The organism is Pantoea sp. QMID4, assembly GCF_030270445.1.
GTDB classification, from domain to species: Bacteria; Pseudomonadota; Gammaproteobacteria; order Enterobacterales; family Enterobacteriaceae; genus Pantoea; species Pantoea vagans.
The window spans coordinates 423,921-440,375 of the sequence record NZ_BSXL01000001.1 but is presented as its reverse complement, the minus strand read 5'-3'; the positions used below and the strand labels follow the sequence as shown (position 1 = coordinate 440,375).

Here is a 16,455-nt window from a genome sequence, read left to right as displayed (position 1 = left end):
CTGAGCTATAACGGGTGAGAAAACTGGCGCTACCTTTCCGGCGTGACGCCAGACAACACTGCAACCGGAGCATTACCGCATGGAACTCGACTACGAAAGTAAACGCCCGCTGTATATCCCATATGCTGGCCCGATTTTGCTGGAATTTCCCCTGCTGAATAAAGGCAGCGCCTTTAGCATCGAAGAACGTAACGAATTCAACCTTAACGGTCTGCTGCCAGAAGCGGTGGAATCGATTGAAGAGCAGGCGCAGCGTGCCTGGCGTCAGTTCCAGGACTTCAAAAACAATAACGATAAACATGTCTACCTGCGTAACATCCAGGACACCAACGAAACGCTGTTTTATCGCCTGCTGGATAACCATCTCGAAGAGATGATGCCGATTATTTACACCCCGACCGTGGGCGCAGCCTGCGAACACTTCTCTGAAATCTACCGTCGTGCGCGTGGCGTGTTCATCTCCTACCCTAACCGCGACCGCATCGAAGATATGCTGCAAAACGCCACTAAGCAGAATGTGAAGGTGATTGTGGTGACCGATGGCGAGCGCATCCTGGGCCTGGGCGATCAGGGCATCGGTGGGATGGGTATTCCGATTGGTAAGCTGTCACTCTATACCGCCTGTGGCGGCATCAGCCCGGCTTACACCCTGCCGGTGGTGCTGGATGTCGGCACCAATAACCAGCAACTGCTGAACGATCCGCTCTATATGGGCTGGCGTCATCCGCGCATTACCGGCGAAGAGTATGACGAGTTCGTGAACGAATTTATTCAGGCCGTTAAGCGCCGCTGGCCGAAAGTACTGTTGCAGTTTGAAGATTTCGCCCAGAAGAATGCCATGCCGCTGCTGAACCGCTATCGCGATGAAGTCTGCTGCTTTAACGATGACATTCAGGGCACCGCCGCCGTAACTGTAGGAACGCTGATTGCCGCCAGCCGCGCAGCCGGTAGCCGCCTGTGCGAGCAGAAAGTGGTGTTTCTGGGTGCCGGTTCCGCGGGTTGTGGTATCGCTGAACAGATCATCGCGCAGATGAAATCAGAAGGCCTGAGCGACGAGGAAGCCCGTGGCCGGGTGATGATGGTGGATCGCTTTGGCCTTCTGACGGACAAGCTGCCTAACCTGCTCGATTTCCAGAGCAAGCTGGTGCAGAAGAGCGAGAGTCTGCAGCACTGGGATGTGACCAATGATGCAATCTCGCTGCTGGATGTGGTGCGTAATGCTCAGCCCGATATTCTGATTGGTGTTTCCGGCCAGCCGGGCCTGTTCACCGAAGAGATCATCCGCGAGATGCACAAGCACTGTAAGCGCCCTATCGTGATGCCACTGTCGAACCCGACATCACGCGTGGAAGCGACACCGGCCGATATTATCGCCTGGACTGACGGTGCCGCGCTGGTCGCAACCGGCAGCCCGTTCTCGCCGGTGAGCTGGAACGGTAAAACTTACCCGATCGCGCAGTGCAATAACTCCTACATCTTCCCGGGCATTGGTCTGGGTGTGATTGCCGCAGGTGCAAGTCGTGTTACCGATACGATGCTGATGACTGCCAGCCGCGCGCTCGCCGACTGCTCTCCGCTGGTGAACGAAGGCGAAGGCCCGGTGCTGCCTGAGATTAAAGATATTCAGGGCGTGTCGAAAATCATTGCGATGGAAGTGGGTAAAGCCGCTCAGCTGGCGGGTGTCGCCGTGGTGACCTCAGAAGATGTGTTGTCACAGGCTATCGCCAACAACTTCTGGCTGCCGCAGTATCGTCACTATCGTCGTACCTCGATTTAATCTTCCCGCTGCCGGATCGCCCTTGATCCGGCAGTGTTCAAAAAGAGTACAGCCAGCCAGCAGTAACTTGCTTCGCTGCGGCTGCTCAAGTAGCCTTGTCCCATCTCAACATTCTGACATCGAGTCTCCAGCCGCATGCTGAAACGCGTTCTCATTGGTCTGCTTTTCATCATCTTACTGATGGTGGCAACGGCGCTCGGCCTTGATCGCTGGATCAGCTGGAAAACTGCGCCTTTTATCTACGAAAATGTCGCTTCCTTGCCGCATCGTCAGGTAGGTGTGGTTCTGGGCACGGCTAAATATTATCGTACCGGCGTCATCAACCAGTATTACCTTTATCGTATGCAGGGTGCGCTTAATGCCTACAACAGCGGCAAGGTCAATTATCTGCTGCTGAGTGGTGATAACGCGCTGCAAAGCTATAACGAGCCGATGACGATGCGCCGCGATCTCATCAAAGCCGGTGTCGACCCGGCCGATATCGTGCTCGATTATGCCGGGTTCCGGACGCTGGATTCGATTGTGCGCACTCGCAAAGTGTTTGATACCAACGACTTCATTATTATCACGCAACGCTTCCACTGTGAGCGCGCGCTGTTTATCGCCCTGCAGTCGGGTATTCAGGCGCAGTGTTATGCGGTGCCTTCACCGAAAAACATGCTGAGCGTGCGTTTCCGCGAGGTCGGTGCCCGGCTGGGCGCGCTGGCGGATCTTTTCCTGCTTAAGCGCGAACCCCGTTTCTTAGGCCCGCTGGTGCCGATTCCTGCTGTACGCGACGTCCCTGAAGATGCGCAGAGTTACCCGGCGGTGACGCCGGAGCAGTTGCTGGAGCTGGAACAGAAGCTGCGGAAATAAATCTTCGACTAAGAGGGGTGCTGGTGCAGTGCCTGCCAGGCATGCGCTAGCTCAGGGAGCATACGCCTTACGCAAAGACGCAAAAGACGCCATCCCTGGCAAGCTCAGCGCGGGCGATTATGAACCTCATCCCTGAGGTGCGCCCGTAAACGTGCCAACGCTTCGCGTTGTTCAAAAACGCTCCCGGCGTTTTTGTCCATGGCCCGCTATGCTTTCCTGCAGGCGTATGCTCCCATCGCTTCAAGTAGCTTAGCCGTCCGTTTGATCTCTATGAGTCAAAGGTGATTCTGACAGCAACGACTAAGCTCAGCGCGCAGGGAGCAGGGTCAGAAGAGGAAAGCGTCCCGCGCCAGGACGGCGCGGGCCGAGCGTGTCATGGACTGGCCTTAGCGTCTTTCCGATCTGACCCTGTTCCCTTCGCAGACGCTATCTCACAGTTACCCGGCACTACCCCCATAAAAAAAGCGACCCGAAGGTCGCTTTTTTAGCGTTAAATAAAACTTACTTCTTACGTGAATATTTCAGTGAATCCAGCGCAACGGCGAAGATGATAATGCCGCCTTTAATGATGTACTGCCAGTAGGGGTTGACGCCGATGTAGGTCAGACCGTAATTGATAACGGTGAAGATCAGTACACCGGTCACGACGCCTGCCACACTGCCCACACCACCAGCGAAGGAGACGCCGCCCACCACACAGGCCGCAATCGCATCCAGCTCATACATAAAGCCAAGGTTATTGGTGGCAGAACCGATACGACCGGCTTCCAGCATCCCGCCAAAGGCGTAGAACACACCTGACAGGGCATAAATCATGATCAGGTTTAAAGGCACGTTCACGCCTGATACTTTCGCCGCTTCCGGGTTACCGCCGATAGCAAAAATGTTTTTACCGAAGCGGGTTTTGTTCCACAGAATCCAGACGAAAATAATGGCAATGACGGCATAGAACGTGATGAATGAGAGTTTAAAATCACCAAAGCGTAAAAAGCCCTGAGTAAATTTCGAGAACCCTGCATCAAAACCGGCAATCGGCGAGGCACCCACAAAGTCGTAATAGAGTGAGTTGATACCGTAAACGATAATCATAGTGCCCAGCGTGGTGATAAATGGCGTTACCTTCAGGTAAGCAATAATCACACCGTTGACCAGACCAATCACACCACCGATGATGCACACGGTCAGGATAACCAGTGGAATCGGCACCGTATCCAGCGTCGGGAAGACTTTGTTCGCGTTATCCATCGCCTGCAGCAGCGTCGCGGCGACGACCGCCGCTAAGCCGACCTGACGTCCGGCTGACAGGTCAGTACCCTGGGTCACAATCAGCCCCGCCACACCCAGTGCAATAATAATGCGCACGGAAGATTGGGTCAGAATATTACTCAGGTTCATCAAACTTAAAAATGTCGGGTCCTGGAAAATAATAATAGCCAGCAATACCAGCAGAACGACATAAATGCCGCCCTCTTTTAACCAGGTTAGCGCATTCTTTTTTGTAGTCGCTTTCATGTTAACAGCCCTTGCTTCATTAAAGGTGTAATGACGCTAAACGCAATATTTCGTTCTGCGTGGTCGTTTTGGTATCAACTATGCCTGCTACCAGACCATTACTCATTACCAGAATACGATCGGTAATGCCTAACAGCTCCGGCATTTCGGAGGAGATAATAATGATGCCCTTTTCTCTTTTCGCCAGTTCAGCAATCAGCTGGTAAATTTCGAATTTCGCACCAACATCAATACCGCGTGTTGGTTCATCAAGCATCAGGATTTCAGGCTGGGTCAATAACCAGCGGCCAATAATCACTTTTTGCTGGTTACCGCCCGAAAGCGAACCAATTTGTGTATGATGACCTGGGGTTTTTACGCGCATTGAATCGATAACCCATTGGGTATCACTCTTCATGCGTTTATTATCCAGCAGTCCCATACTACTTTTATATTTTTTGATATTGGAAATCAGTGAGTTAAAACCAATATCCAGATAAGCATAAATACCAGTCGAACGACGCTCTTCAGTCACCAGCGCAAAACCGTGATTAATCGCTTCGTTGGCGCTGTGATTATTAATCGGTTTGCCATGCAGTTTAATGGTGCCGCCCGATTTCTCGCGAATGCCAAACAGCGTTTCGACGATATCGGTACGTTTAGCGCCCACCAGTCCGGCAATGCCGAGTATCTCCCCTTTACGCAGATCAAATGAGATGTCGCGAATCGATGGCTGACGCAGTGACGTCAGATTACGCACCTCAAGAATCGTCTCGCCTGGCACATTGGTACGATCAGGGAAACGCTGGTTCAGTGAACGGCCGACCATCATGGCGATGATCTTATCCATATCCAGCCCTTCCAGCGGCTGAGAGGTGATCCACTGACCATCACGCAGAATCGTGATCTCATCGCAGAGCTGGAAAATCTCTTCCATCTTGTGCGAGATATAAACAATGCCGCAGCCGCGATCTTTCAGCTTACGGATGATCGTGAACAGGTGATTCACCTCTTTCTCGGTTAATGAGGAAGTCGGCTCATCCATAATCACAATTTTCGCGTCATAGGAAAACGCTTTGGCAATTTCAATCATCTGCATCTGTGATACAGAAAGATTGGCAACTTTATCGCGCGGATCGATATCGATATCCAGCTCGTCAAAAATCGCTTTAGTGTCCTGGTACATTTTATCCTGATCGACAAAGAAGCCTTTGCGCGGATAACGCCCCAGCCACATGTTGTCCATCACGGTACGCTGCAGAACCAGGTTTAATTCCTGATGCACCATCGACACGCCATTTTCCAGCGCCTCTTTGGAGCTTTTATAGTCGATCTCTTTACCCTGAAACAGGATACTGCCGGTGTCTTTTTTATAAATACCAAACAGGCATTTTAATAAGGTGGATTTCCCGGCACCGTTCTCGCCCATTAATGCATGAACAGAGTGAGGCCGCACTTTTAAATTGACATTATCTAACGCTTTAACGCCGGGAAATGATTTTGAAACATTCGTCATTTCCAGCAAATATTCTCGCTGCGCGGTCGTGTTATCACTGGCCATATTTTACCTGGCTAAAAAACGGTGGTGACATAAAAAAGGCGCGACAGCAGTCGCGCCCGTAATCGATCTTATTTCGAGAACTGAGACAGATTTTCTTTATCAACCGGCACGTAAGGAACGCGGACGATCTTATCGACCATTTTGAAGTTCGTTCCGTCAGTTGCCGCTTTGCCGTTCGCCAGGTTGTTGGCAATATCCAGCGTCGCTTTCGCCTGGTTTTCCGCATCGTTCAGCACGGTCCCGGCCAGCGCACCGGATTTCACCAGCGCCAGCGCTTCTGGCAGGGCATCGACGCCGAAGACCGGAATGGAGGTCATGTTGTGTGCTTTCAGCGCTTCAACAGCACCCATCGCCATCGCATCGTTGTTGGCAATCACGACTTCAATTTTCTTCGCGTTCGGGCCTGACAGCCACGCATCCATCTTATCTTTGGCCTGTGCGGTGTCCCACATCGCCGTATCCATCGCTAACTGCTGCGTCTTCAGACCATCTTTGTTCAGAGTGTCGATGACATATTTAGTACGGGCTTCAGCATCTGGGTGGCCCGGCTCGCCTTTCAGCAGGACGAACTGAAGGGTGCCATCTTTGTTCAGATCCCAGGCTGGGGTCGCTTTCCAGTGCTTCTCGATCAGCTGACCCTGAATGATGCCAGACTCTTTGGAGTCGGTGCCGACATAGTAAGCTTTGTCATAACCGGCCAGAACTTTAGCATTCGGTTCTTTGTTAAAGAAGACAACCGGCACATCATTAGCACGTGCTTTGTCTACGATGACGGCAGCGGCAGCCGGGTCAACCAGGTTAATCGCCAGCGCTTTCACGCCTTTTGCCATCAGCACGTCCACCTGATCGTTCTGTTTGGACTGGTCGTTCTGCGAGTCATTCATCAGCAGCTGTACGCCACCGATTGTTTTCGCTTCTTTCTCGATATCTTTGCGCACCATTGACATGAAGTTGTCATCATATTTGTAAATGGTCACGCCGATACGGGTGTCAGCTGCGTGAGCGGTTGCACCAAACATCATGCTGGCAACCAGTGCTGTAAGCGTGAAAACCTTCTTATTCATGGTATCTCCGGTTTTATTATGCAGGGTCTTTTTAGCGCTGCCGCGAAACGTGCGGGAGTGCAATCGGTAAAACAGATCGGCGCGGCGGTTAACGTAACGAGGATGTTAAGCGACTAACGCCATCTAAAACCTGACTTCCCTGTGCCAGAACGCTTCCATGAAGAGGGTATAAACCCTTTAACCGGCTACTGAGACCACAACTGATGCCGTTAAACTGGCGTTACATAATGTTTCAGTCCGGTAAGACGCTGCCATCATAGTGAGGGCAATGTTAATTAACTGTGAATACAATCACAGATTGAAAACGGTTACATGCCTGAATCGCCTGAATTAGTGACGGACTCCACATTTTGCCGCTGCGCCACCGAATGACGCCGCACCAGGGTTGGCATAAAGATGTGCGTTGCGGTGTCATCAAGCAATCCGGCTGCGCCCTGCAGTGCCAGCTCAGTGGCTATTTTTGCCATAGATACAATGGGATAGCGCACTGTGGTCAATTGCGGGTCGGTGTAACGGGAAATCGGGATATCATCAAAGCCAATGACAGAAAAATGCTGTGGCACCTGGATGCCGTTGTCTTTCAGCGCAGTGAGTGCGCCAGCCGCCATGCCATCGTTATAAGCAAACACCGCAGTCAGGCTGAGGTTGCGCCCCAGTAGCTCCACCATCGCCGCTTCGCCCCCCTGCATATCTGGCTCTGCGCTGGCAATCCAGCTCTCCTGCGGCCGGATGCCCTGCTCTGCCATCGCCTGCATCCACCCTTCACGGCGCTGCGCGACATCTTCGATGGGATGGCTGGAGCAGAGATAGCCAATGCGGCTATGTCCCTGTTGCAGCAGGGTTCTTGAGGCCATCAGCGACCCGGTGACGTTATCCAGACTAACGCTGCGGTGTTCAAAGCCGGGGACGACCCGGTTAATCACCACCATGCCGGGCACGTGCTGCATAAAGTCCGCCAGCTCCGCGTCCGGCAGCGTTTTCGCGTGAACCACCAGGGCGCTGCAGCGCTGCCGGATCAGCACCTCGATAGCATGACGTTCTTTCTCTTCCTGATGCCAGGAGTTGCTGATTAAAACATGCTTGTGCACGCGCTGCGCCACGGTATCCACTGCTTTAACCAGCGCCCCGAAGAAGGGATCTGAGACATCCATCACCACGACCCCGATCGTATCGCTGACCTGCGTCGCCAGCGCCTGGGCGTTAGCATTAGGGCGATAGCCCAGCGCCTCAACCGCCTGCAACACGGCGTCGCGGGTGTCAGAGGTCACGGCATTGCTCTGATTAAGGACGCGCGACACGGTCGCCACTGACACGCCAGCCTGACGGGCAACATCACGAATTGTTATCATGCAGCAGTTCCAGAAAGGAAAAATAGGGCATCACGCCGGGTTGAACATCGGCGCTATTCTGTCAGGGGCAGGAGGCATACAGCGTGAATTACGTCACATCAATGAAAACGGTTACATACAATTCTGCAACCTTTGTGATGGCGGTCATTATCTGGCGTTGTCGGTAATGCGTGATTTGCCGGCTGAGAGCAGCGTAAGTCGCCGCCACAGCCATTCCAGCGGACCCTGGGCGAAGAAATGTAACCAGATGAATGAAAACAGGATATTGATGAGCCACACCGCAGGCACCATTATCACCAGTTCCAGCCGGGTGAAGTGCATATAGAAGCCAGCGCGATAGAACAGCGTGGTGCAGATTAGCGTCTGAAGCAGGTAGTTGGTCAGCGCCATACGGCCCACGCACTGGATGGCGTAGCTGATGCGCCAGCGCGCTATCTGTGGCCAGTATGCCAGGCAGAGCGCGGCATAGCCGAGGCTAATCAGCGGGCTGGCAAGATCGCGCGGAGCCTGCAGGTAAAAAGCCGTCCAGCGGAATTCCCAATGTAGCAGCCATTGGGCTGCCACACCGGCCACCGCAATGGAGAAGCCCATTGTCAGCAGCAGGGCCGCCGCCTGACGATAGTGGCGGAGGGGAAATTCCCCTGTCAGCCAGCCGCTGCGCAGCAGTGCGCCACCGATCATCATTAATCCCGCCAGCTGCCAGCCATACTGCGCCGCCAGCGCCATCAGCCCTGACGAGAGGTGGTCCAGCCGGTTCTGTATCGCTTCCCAGCCGCCGCTCAGTTTCCAGTACTGCTCGTATTGCAGATCGGCTGCGCCCGGCAGCCAGGATCGCGTCGGTTCGGGATCGGAGATCGAGCCAAACACCAGCAGCACGCCGCAGCCCACCAGATAGAGCAGAATGCCGGTATTAATCAGGCTGCGGGTTGAAGGCACGTCACGCAGCACACGCCAGACCACCAGCCCGATGATGCCGTAGTCAAGCAGGATGTCGCCCTCCCAGAGAAAGACACCATGCAGAAAACCGATGAGTACCAGAATGGATAGCCGGGCTGTCAGCCAGCGACTGCCGCGCGACAGCTGCATTTGCAGACCTGCGCCAAACAGCAGTGCAAACAGGGTGAGGAATTTGAGCTGAGCAAAGGCGTCAGAGAGTGCCCAGGTCCAGACATCGGAGAGGCTGACGCTGCCCTGCCAGGCCGGATTCAGGTAGGCAGCAGAAGGCAGGCCGAAGCCCACAATATTGAGCAGCAGGATGCCGAGAATGGCACATCCACGAATGAAATCCAGCGCGTGATAGCGTTGTTGCATGCGGCACCCTGCATTGACGACGCGGGCAACATCATGTGCCCGCCGTTAACTCAACTATGGCGTACCGCGCGCAAAAATTCCTGGCGGGTATTCTGACTGGACTTGAACAGGCCACCCAGCGACGTCGTGGTGGTGGCGCTGGTGGCATCTTTTACGCCACGCGCTTTCACACAGTAATGCACCGCATCAATCGAGACCGCCACATTATTGGTGCCCAGCAGCGTCTGCAGGGCAACCAGCACTTGCTGAGTCAGACGCTCCTGAACCTGCGGGCGCTGGGCGAAGAACTGCACGATGCGGTTGATTTTCGACAGGCCAATCACCTTTTCCTTAGGAATATAGGCGACCGTGGCTTTGCCATCGATGATGACAAAGTGGTGTTCACAGGTGCTGGTCAGGGTGATATCACGCACGGTCACCATCTCATCAACCTTCATTTTATTCTCAATGACGGTGATTTTCGGGAAGTTGGCGTAATCGAGACCGGAAAAGACCTCATCCACATACATTTTGGCGATGCGATGCGGCGTTTCCATCAGGCTGTCATCTTCAAGATCCAGATTCAGCAACTGCATGATTTCCGTCATGTGCCCGGCAATGAGGCTCTTACGCGTTTCGTTATCTATGTCGCGCGTCGGTGCACGTAACGGCGTTTCCAGTCCACGTGCCAGCAGCGCTTCGTGAACCAGGGCAGCTTCCTGACTTAGGGTACTCATCTACTCTTCTCCGGCTGGTATTGCGCCCGCAAGCTTTTGCCTGCGGGCCCTGTAATCAGGCGCGTATTGTGAAACTTTCTTTGCGGCGAATCCAGCAATCAATCAAATTGGTGATGAAAGCTTTTCACTCAATTCTTCGCCAGACCAGCAGGCCCGCCCAGACAAGGCTGGCCCCGGCCACCCACAGCGCAGGCTCCAGCCGGTGTAACAGGGCAGTAGAGAGAAAAGAGAGCAGCGGACCGACCAGCTGTCCCACCGCGTAGCCGGTCGTCAGCAGGCCAGCCATGTAACGCAGATGGTTGGGTGCCAGTTCACGGGCGCAGAGCAGCGAGAGCTGCACCACGCTGAGGAAGCCGCCGCCGACCAGCAGCGATCCGGCCAGCAGACCACTAAAGCCGGGCAGCAGTGCCGCAGCAAAAACGCCCAGTGCCTGTGCCCAGAGCACTATCGCCAGGCGGACGTGACTGTGCCCCCAGCGCCGCGTCAGAATCCCGAGCACGATGCCGATCATCGCCGCGCCGCCAAATATCGGCCAGACAAACTGCGCGAAGATACCGTCAGGAAAACGCGTAGCGGCCATCTGCGACAAAAAGGTGGCGGGCAGGATATAACCAAAGCCCGCCAGACTGTAACTCAGCACCAGACGTTTCAGGTTGCGATCCAGCACCAGCGGCTCAGGTGCCTGATCCGGGCGATGCAGTTCCCCCCGACGCGGCAGGTTACGCGTAATCAGCGCAATCAGCAGCAGTGCCAGCGCACCGTAAGCGGCCCAGGCCAGACCGGCGGAGACCTGCCATGTGTGCAGCGCCACCCCCAGCAGACCGCTGACAAAAATGCCGCAGCCCGGCCCGGCAAAGACGGCCGCCGACAGCCCTGCCCGACCATGCCGATGCAGCTGTTCGTTACTCCAGGCCGCCACCAGCACCATCGCCCAGCCACTGGCCCAGCCAATCACAAAGCGTATCGCACCGTGCAGCCACGGTCCGGTTGCCAGTGCCGAGAGCAGCGTCAGAATCACTGCGCCCCACACGCCCGTCTGCAAACGCAGCTCGACACGCCGGTGCGCGCGCATGGCATCAAACGAACCACACAGATAGCCAAGATAGTTGAGCGCAGCGACCAGGCTGGCACTGGTAAGCGTCAGCTGGTGCGCCTGAATCATCAGCGGCACCTGCGGCGTAAAGGCGAATCGCCCAATGCCCATCGCCACAAATAAACTTAAAAACGCGCTGAGCGCGACGCGTAACGCCATTGCTGAACTCCTGTTATTCTGCCCTGAGATCTCTTCTGACTTGCTAACAGCATGCAGGATGATTAAACTCACGGAAAGTGAATAATATTAACCAACTTGTTTACGGGAAGAGAAGATATGGATTTGGTTCAGCTGCGTATGTTCTGTTCCGTCGCCGAAACGGGTTCCCTGGCGCGCGCAGCCGAACAGCTGCATCGCGTTCCCTCTAATCTCACCACGCGGCTGCGCCAGCTGGAAGAAGAATTAGGTGTGGATCTCTTTATTCGTGAGAAGCAGCGCATTCGCCTGTCACCCATGGGCCATAATTTCCTGAATTATGCGCAGCGTATTCTGGCATTAAGCGAAGAAGCGATGAGTATGACCCGCAACGGCGAACCGGCAGGCAACTTTGCGCTGGGCTCCATGGAGAGCACCGCAGCGACCCGCCTGCCCGGTCTGCTCGCCGCCTATCATCAGCGCTTCCCAAAAGTGGCGCTGTCGCTGATTACCGGCACCTCGGGCGAAATTATTGACCGGGTTCGCGAAGGTACGCTAGCCGCCGCGCTGGTGGATGGGCCGGTTTCCCATGACGATCTGAATGGCTGCATTGCGTTTCGCGAGGAGATGGTGCTGATCACCGGGCTGGATCACGCGCCGATTACCACGGCGCGCGATGTGCAGGACGACACCCTGTTTGCCTTCCGCAACAGCTGCTCTTACCGGGTGAAGCTGGAGAGCTGGTATCGCGACAGTCAGACCGCGCCCGACAACGTGATGGAGATTCAGTCCTATCACGCCATGCTGGCCTGTGTGGCGGGTGGTGCGGGTGTTGCGATGATCCCGGCCTCGGTGCTGAAGCAGATGGCGGATCGATCGCGGGTACAGGCGCATACCTTACCTGCGGCTTATCGCGACACCGCCACCTGGCTGATGTGGCGACGCGACGCCTTTACCCCCAATGTTGAAGCGCTGAAATACCTGATTATTGAACAGTTTGACGATCGCCCGCTCAACGATGAGCTGATCCACCCATTACAGGCGGCGGAATAAGCGTTTCACGCTATGTTTAAAACCATAACCACACGACGCCATCGCGCGTCACAATCTGACTGGAAGAGGGATTGCATGAACATGATCAAAACCCGTGCCGCTGTTGCCTGGGCTGCTGGCGAACCGCTGAAAATCGAAGAAGTGGATTTGATGCCACCGCAGAAAGGCGAAGTGCTGGTTCGCATTGTCGCGACCGGCGTCTGTCATACCGACGCCTACACTCTCTCCGGCACCGATCCGGAAGGCGTTTTCCCGGCGATTCTCGGCCATGAAGGCGGCGGCATCGTGGAAGCCGTGGGCGAAGGCGTGACCAGCGTAGAAGTGGGTGACCATGTCATTCCGCTTTACACCCCGGAGTGTGGCAAATGTAAATACTGCCTCTCAGGCAAAACTAACCTCTGCCAGGCGATCCGCGCCACCCAGGGTAAAGGTCTGATGCCGGACGGCACCACCCGCTTCTTTAAAGATGGCAAACCGATTTTCCACTATATGGGCACCTCGACCTTCTCTGAATACACCGTGATCCCGGAAATCTCACTGGCGAAAATCAGTAAAGAGGCGCCGCTGGAAGAAGTTTGCCTGCTGGGCTGTGGCGTCACTACCGGCATGGGTGCAGTAATGAACACGGCTAAAGTGAAAGAAGGCGACACCGTCGCAATCTTCGGTCTCGGTGGCATTGGTCTGTCGGCGGTCATCGGCGCGAAAATGGCGAAGGCCGGCCGCATTATCGCAATCGACCTCAACACCAGCAAATTCGATCTGGCGCGCAAACTGGGTGCCACCGATCTGATTAACCCGAAAGATTATGATAAGCCGATTCAGGATGTAATTGTCGAGCTGACCGACGGCGGCGTGGATTTCTCGTTTGAATGTATCGGTAATGTCAACGTGATGCGCTCTGCGCTGGAGTGCTGCCACAAAGGCTGGGGCGAGTCTGTGATTATCGGCGTCGCGGGTGCCGGTGAAGAGATCTCTACCCGTCCGTTCCAGCTGGTAACCGGTCGCGTCTGGCGCGGTTCCGCCTTTGGTGGTGTGAAAGGCCGTTCACAGCTGCCGGGCATTGTGCAGGATTACCTTGATGGTAAATTTGCCCTGAATGACTTCATCACCCACACCATGCCGCTGGAAGAGATCAACGACGCCTTTGATTTGATGCACGAAGGAAAATCGATTCGCTCGGTCGTGCACTTTAACAGGTAATCAGGAGGCGTTATGGCATCCACTCTGGAGCTACTGGAAGAACACCGTATTTTTGGCGGCTGGCAGCAGCGCTGGCGTCATCCGTCGGCCGTGCTGAACTGCCCGATGACCTTCAGCATCTATCTGCCTGATCCACACGGTGATGCGCCGCCGCCGGTGGTCTGGTATCTGGCCGGGCTGACCTGCAACGATGAGAACTTTACCACCAAAGCGGGCGCGCAGCGCGTGGCGGCGGAACTGGGTCTGGTACTGATTATGCCGGATACCAGCCCGCGCGGCGAAGGCGTTGCCAACGATGAGGGCTACGATCTGGGTCAGGGCGCGGGATTTTATCTCAATGCCACTCAGCAACCCTGGGCCACGCATTTCCGCATGTTCGACTATCTGAGCAACGAGCTGCCCGCCCTGATTGCGGACAACTTTAAGGTCAGTGAGCGTCAGTCGATTATGGGTCACTCCATGGGCGGACACGGCGCGCTGATGCTGGCGCTGCGTCTGGGTAACCGTTTTGCCTCGGCGTCTGCGTTTGCGCCGATTGTGAACCCGATGCAGGTGCCGTGGGGTCAGAAAGCATTTCAGGCCTATCTGGGCGATGACCAGGCGGCGTGGCGGGAATATGACAGCTGCCAGCTGATGGCGGAGGTGTCGCATCGTCTGCCAGTCTTGATCGATCAGGGTGACAGCGATCAGTTCCTGGCCGATCAGCTGCAACCGGAGCGGTTAGAGGAGATCGCCAGAGAAGTCGGTTTCCCGCTGACGCTGCGTATTCAGCCGGGTTATGACCATAGCTACTTCTTTATCGCCAGCTTTGTGGAAGATCATCTGCGCTTCCATGCACAGCATCTGCTGGCGTAAATCATCAGGGCCGCAATTGCGGCCCTGAACTTTTCTGCATCCTGTACTGCCGCAAACACTGGCGCAAGACCCGGCCAGCCTGATTCTCAGACCAGTGCCGGTCCGGTCAGCCCGTCGATCATCACCTGCGGAATGCCGCGCGAGCAGTGTTCGATACGGCCATTGACGCCATATACTTTCGCCAGCGTAGCCGGCGTAATCACCTTATCTGGCTGCCCTTCCGCTACCAGTGCGCCCTGCTTCAGCATCAACGCGTGTTGCGCATGACGCAGCGCGATGTTGATGTCATGCACCACCACCACCGTCACGATGTTGCGCTGGGCTGTTTCGCGGCGGACCAGATCCATTACGTGGAACTGGTAATTGAGATCCAGCGCGCTCAGCGGTTCATCCAGCAGCAGTAGCTTAGGGCGCCGGATCAGCGACTGCGCCAGCCCGACCAGCTGCTTCTGACCGCCGGAGAGCTGATCGAGGTAACGCATTGCCAGATGGCCAATCCCCAGTTGTTCCAGCAGATGCATGATTTCGGCTTCGCTGCTGGCGCTGTGCAGTCCACCCGAGGCGCGCTGTGCCACAATGATTGACTCCAGCACATGCAGATGCACGCCCGCAGGCAATGACTGCGGCAGATAGACCACGTTCTTCGCGCGGCGGGCAAACGGCTGGGTCATCAGATCTTCACCGTTAAGCCACATCTCACCCTGACCTTTATTCAGCCCGGCCAGCGCACGCAGCAGCGTCGATTTACCACAGCCATTCGGCCCGAGCAGCACGGTGATCTCACCGCGTGGCAGCGACGCCACGTTGAGATTTTCAATGACTTTATGTCTGGGATAACCGGCACTGAAGCCTCGTAACGTCAGACCCTGTTCCATCACACTGTCCCCCGATGACGCAGAATAATACTCAGGAAGAACGGCACGCCAATCAGTGAGGTGACAATGCCGACCGGGATGATCACACCGGGGAGCAGGTTTTTCGAGGCGACCGACGCCAGCGACAGCACCAGCGCACCAACCAGCGCACTGGCGGGCAGATAGAAGCGGTGATCTTCACCAAACATCATGCGAGCAATATGCGGTGCCACCAGGCCGATGAAGCCGATCGGGCCAACAAACGCCACCGCCAGCGCCGAGAGAATGCTGATACGCAGCAGGGTGGTGAGACGCAGACGGCGTACATCAATACCAAAGCTCACCGCACGATCTTCACCCAGACGCAGCGCCGTCAGCTTCCAGCTGCTCATCATCGAGAATGGCACCAGAATGGCCAGCGCGACGGTTAATACGCCGAGCCTCTCCCAGGAAGCACGCGCCAGGCTGCCCATGGTCCAAAACACCAGACCCTGCAGGGTATCTTCGCTGGCGATGAACTGCATCATTGAGACCAGCGCATTAAAGGTAAAGACCAGTGCGATACCGAACAGGACTACGCCCGCCGAGGAAACCTGTGTCCAGCGGGTCACGGCATCCAGCATCAGCGCGGCAAACAGCGCAAAGACAAAGGCATTGGCTGAGATTAACCACTGATCAGGAATGCCGGGAATACCGATGCCGAGAATGATCGCCAGTGCAGCACCAAACGCCGCCGCCGAGGAGACACCCAGCGTAAACGGGCTGGCCAGCGGGTTGTTCAGGATGGTCTGCATCTCTGCACCAGCCAGGCCCAGCGACAGCCCTACTACCAGCGCCATCAGCGCATAGGGCAAACGAATGTCCCAGACAATAACGCGTGTGCCGGCATCCACGCTGTCGGGGCTGAGCAGCGTATTCCACAGCGTATCTAGTGAGAGTCCGGCCGGACCCAGCGTAAAGTCGAGGATCAGCGAGGCGACAATGGCCACCATTAATACACCAATCCAGATCAGGCGGCGGCGCAGCACCTGATGGTAGTTTTGCATGGTGTGGTGAAGCGTCTCTTCCCCCGCCAGCAGCGAAGTTTCGGTAGTCATGTTTGAACCCTGTGTGGCTATCACGTCAGAAAACGCAGCCACAA

14 protein-coding genes are annotated in these 16,455 nt (G+C 55.6%); 5 read left to right on the top strand and 9 right to left on the bottom strand.

Annotated features, from left to right (window positions below; all coding sequences use genetic code 11):
* Positions 1–79 precede the first annotated feature (79 nt).
* Complete coding sequence (locus QSK07_RS01960) at positions 80–1,777, top strand: NAD-dependent malic enzyme (protein WP_285720294.1); 1,698 nt, start codon at positions 80–82, stop codon at positions 1,775–1,777.
* 135 nt (positions 1,778–1,912) lie between these two features.
* Positions 1,913–2,632: an outer membrane permeability protein SanA gene (sanA, locus tag QSK07_RS01955; protein WP_285720293.1), complete on the top strand. Its 720-nt coding sequence runs from the start codon at positions 1,913–1,915 to the stop codon at positions 2,630–2,632.
* Positions 2,633–3,133: 501 nt separating this feature from the next.
* On the opposite strand, the gene mglC is transcribed toward sanA, so the two are convergent.
* The 7 genes from mglC to QSK07_RS01920 all read right to left on the bottom strand — a co-directional run bounded on the left by mglC (position 3,134) and on the right by QSK07_RS01920 (position 11,376).
* A complete protein-coding gene (gene mglC, locus QSK07_RS01950; RefSeq protein ID WP_013358506.1) occupies positions 3,134–4,144 on the bottom strand; it encodes a galactose/methyl galactoside ABC transporter permease MglC in 1,011 nt (336 codons plus the stop codon).
* 19 nt (positions 4,145–4,163) lie between these two features.
* Positions 4,164–5,684, bottom strand: coding sequence for a galactose/methyl galactoside ABC transporter ATP-binding protein MglA (gene mglA, locus QSK07_RS01945; protein WP_285720292.1), 1,521 nt, complete (start codon positions 5,682–5,684; stop codon positions 4,164–4,166).
* 68 nt (positions 5,685–5,752) lie between these two features.
* The gene (gene mglB / locus QSK07_RS01940; RefSeq protein ID WP_285720291.1) at positions 5,753–6,748 is read right to left on the bottom strand and encodes a galactose/glucose ABC transporter substrate-binding protein MglB; all 996 of its coding nucleotides are present in this window, start codon (positions 6,746–6,748) and stop codon (positions 5,753–5,755) included.
* Between the two features lie 308 nt (positions 6,749–7,056).
* Positions 7,057–8,097, bottom strand: coding sequence for an HTH-type transcriptional regulator GalS (gene galS / locus QSK07_RS01935; protein ID WP_285720290.1), 1,041 nt, complete (start codon positions 8,095–8,097; stop codon positions 7,057–7,059).
* Positions 8,098–8,244: 147 nt separating this feature from the next.
* A complete protein-coding gene (gene yeiB / locus QSK07_RS01930; RefSeq protein ID WP_285720289.1) occupies positions 8,245–9,408 on the bottom strand; it encodes a DUF418 domain-containing protein YeiB in 1,164 nt (387 codons plus the stop codon).
* A gap of 50 nt (positions 9,409–9,458) precedes the next feature.
* Positions 9,459–10,124: a GTP cyclohydrolase I FolE gene (gene folE / locus QSK07_RS01925; protein ID WP_098052812.1), complete on the bottom strand. Its 666-nt coding sequence runs from the start codon at positions 10,122–10,124 to the stop codon at positions 9,459–9,461.
* 124 nt (positions 10,125–10,248) lie between these two features.
* On the bottom strand, positions 10,249–11,376 hold the full coding sequence (locus tag QSK07_RS01920; RefSeq protein ID WP_285720288.1) for a YbfB/YjiJ family MFS transporter: 1,128 nt from the start codon (positions 11,374–11,376) through the stop codon (positions 10,249–10,251).
* A 117-nt stretch (positions 11,377–11,493) separates the two neighbouring features.
* Here QSK07_RS01920 and ptrR point away from each other — a divergent pair, with 117 nt between their 5' ends.
* From ptrR to fghA, 3 genes are all read left to right on the top strand, one after another.
* Positions 11,494–12,405, top strand: a complete 912-nt coding sequence (gene ptrR / locus QSK07_RS01915) for a putrescine utilization regulator PtrR (RefSeq protein WP_285720287.1) — start codon at positions 11,494–11,496, stop codon at positions 12,403–12,405.
* A 75-nt stretch (positions 12,406–12,480) separates the two neighbouring features.
* Complete coding sequence (locus tag QSK07_RS01910; RefSeq protein WP_098052809.1) at positions 12,481–13,605, top strand: S-(hydroxymethyl)glutathione dehydrogenase/class III alcohol dehydrogenase; 1,125 nt, start codon at positions 12,481–12,483, stop codon at positions 13,603–13,605.
* Between the two features lie 12 nt (positions 13,606–13,617).
* On the top strand, positions 13,618–14,460 hold the full coding sequence (gene fghA / locus QSK07_RS01905; protein ID WP_098052808.1) for an S-formylglutathione hydrolase: 843 nt from the start codon (positions 13,618–13,620) through the stop codon (positions 14,458–14,460).
* Between the two features lie 86 nt (positions 14,461–14,546).
* Here the strand turns inward: fghA and QSK07_RS01900 are convergent, their stop codons facing one another.
* On the bottom strand, positions 14,547–15,335 hold the full coding sequence (locus QSK07_RS01900) for an ABC transporter ATP-binding protein (protein ID WP_275220885.1): 789 nt from the start codon (positions 15,333–15,335) through the stop codon (positions 14,547–14,549).
* Positions 15,335–16,411 (bottom strand): FecCD family ABC transporter permease, encoded by a 1,077-nt coding sequence (locus QSK07_RS01895; protein ID WP_285720286.1) that lies wholly within the window; start codon positions 16,409–16,411, stop codon positions 15,335–15,337. Before QSK07_RS01895 ends, QSK07_RS01900 begins: the two co-directional genes overlap by 1 nt.
* Positions 16,412–16,455: the final 44 nt, after the last annotated feature.

What these genes read in the sequence shown, in the direction of transcription:
- QSK07_RS01960 (WP_285720294.1), top strand. Translation starts at nt 80, where the DNA reads ATGGAACTCGACTACGAAAGTAAACGCCCGCTGTATATCCCATATGCT.
- sanA (WP_285720293.1), top strand. Translation starts at nt 1,913, where the DNA reads ATGCTGAAACGCGTTCTCATTGGTCTGCTTTTCATCATCTTACTGATG.
- mglC (WP_013358506.1), bottom strand. Translation starts at nt 4,144, where the DNA reads ATGAAAGCGACTACAAAAAAGAATGCGCTAACCTGGTTAAAAGAGGGC.
- mglA (WP_285720292.1), bottom strand. Translation starts at nt 5,684, where the DNA reads ATGGCCAGTGATAACACGACCGCGCAGCGAGAATATTTGCTGGAAATG.
- mglB (WP_285720291.1), bottom strand. Translation starts at nt 6,748, where the DNA reads ATGAATAAGAAGGTTTTCACGCTTACAGCACTGGTTGCCAGCATGATG.
- galS (WP_285720290.1), bottom strand. Translation starts at nt 8,097, where the DNA reads ATGATAACAATTCGTGATGTTGCCCGTCAGGCTGGCGTGTCAGTGGCG.
- yeiB (WP_285720289.1), bottom strand. Translation starts at nt 9,408, where the DNA reads ATGCAACAACGCTATCACGCGCTGGATTTCATTCGTGGATGTGCCATT.
- folE (WP_098052812.1), bottom strand. Translation starts at nt 10,124, where the DNA reads ATGAGTACCCTAAGTCAGGAAGCTGCCCTGGTTCACGAAGCGCTGCTG.
- QSK07_RS01920 (WP_285720288.1), bottom strand. Translation starts at nt 11,376, where the DNA reads ATGGCGTTACGCGTCGCGCTCAGCGCGTTTTTAAGTTTATTTGTGGCG.
- ptrR (WP_285720287.1), top strand. Translation starts at nt 11,494, where the DNA reads ATGGATTTGGTTCAGCTGCGTATGTTCTGTTCCGTCGCCGAAACGGGT.
- QSK07_RS01910 (WP_098052809.1), top strand. Translation starts at nt 12,481, where the DNA reads ATGAACATGATCAAAACCCGTGCCGCTGTTGCCTGGGCTGCTGGCGAA.
- fghA (WP_098052808.1), top strand. Translation starts at nt 13,618, where the DNA reads ATGGCATCCACTCTGGAGCTACTGGAAGAACACCGTATTTTTGGCGGC.
- QSK07_RS01900 (WP_275220885.1), bottom strand. Translation starts at nt 15,335, where the DNA reads ATGGAACAGGGTCTGACGTTACGAGGCTTCAGTGCCGGTTATCCCAGA.
- QSK07_RS01895 (WP_285720286.1), bottom strand. Translation starts at nt 16,411, where the DNA reads ATGACTACCGAAACTTCGCTGCTGGCGGGGGAAGAGACGCTTCACCAC.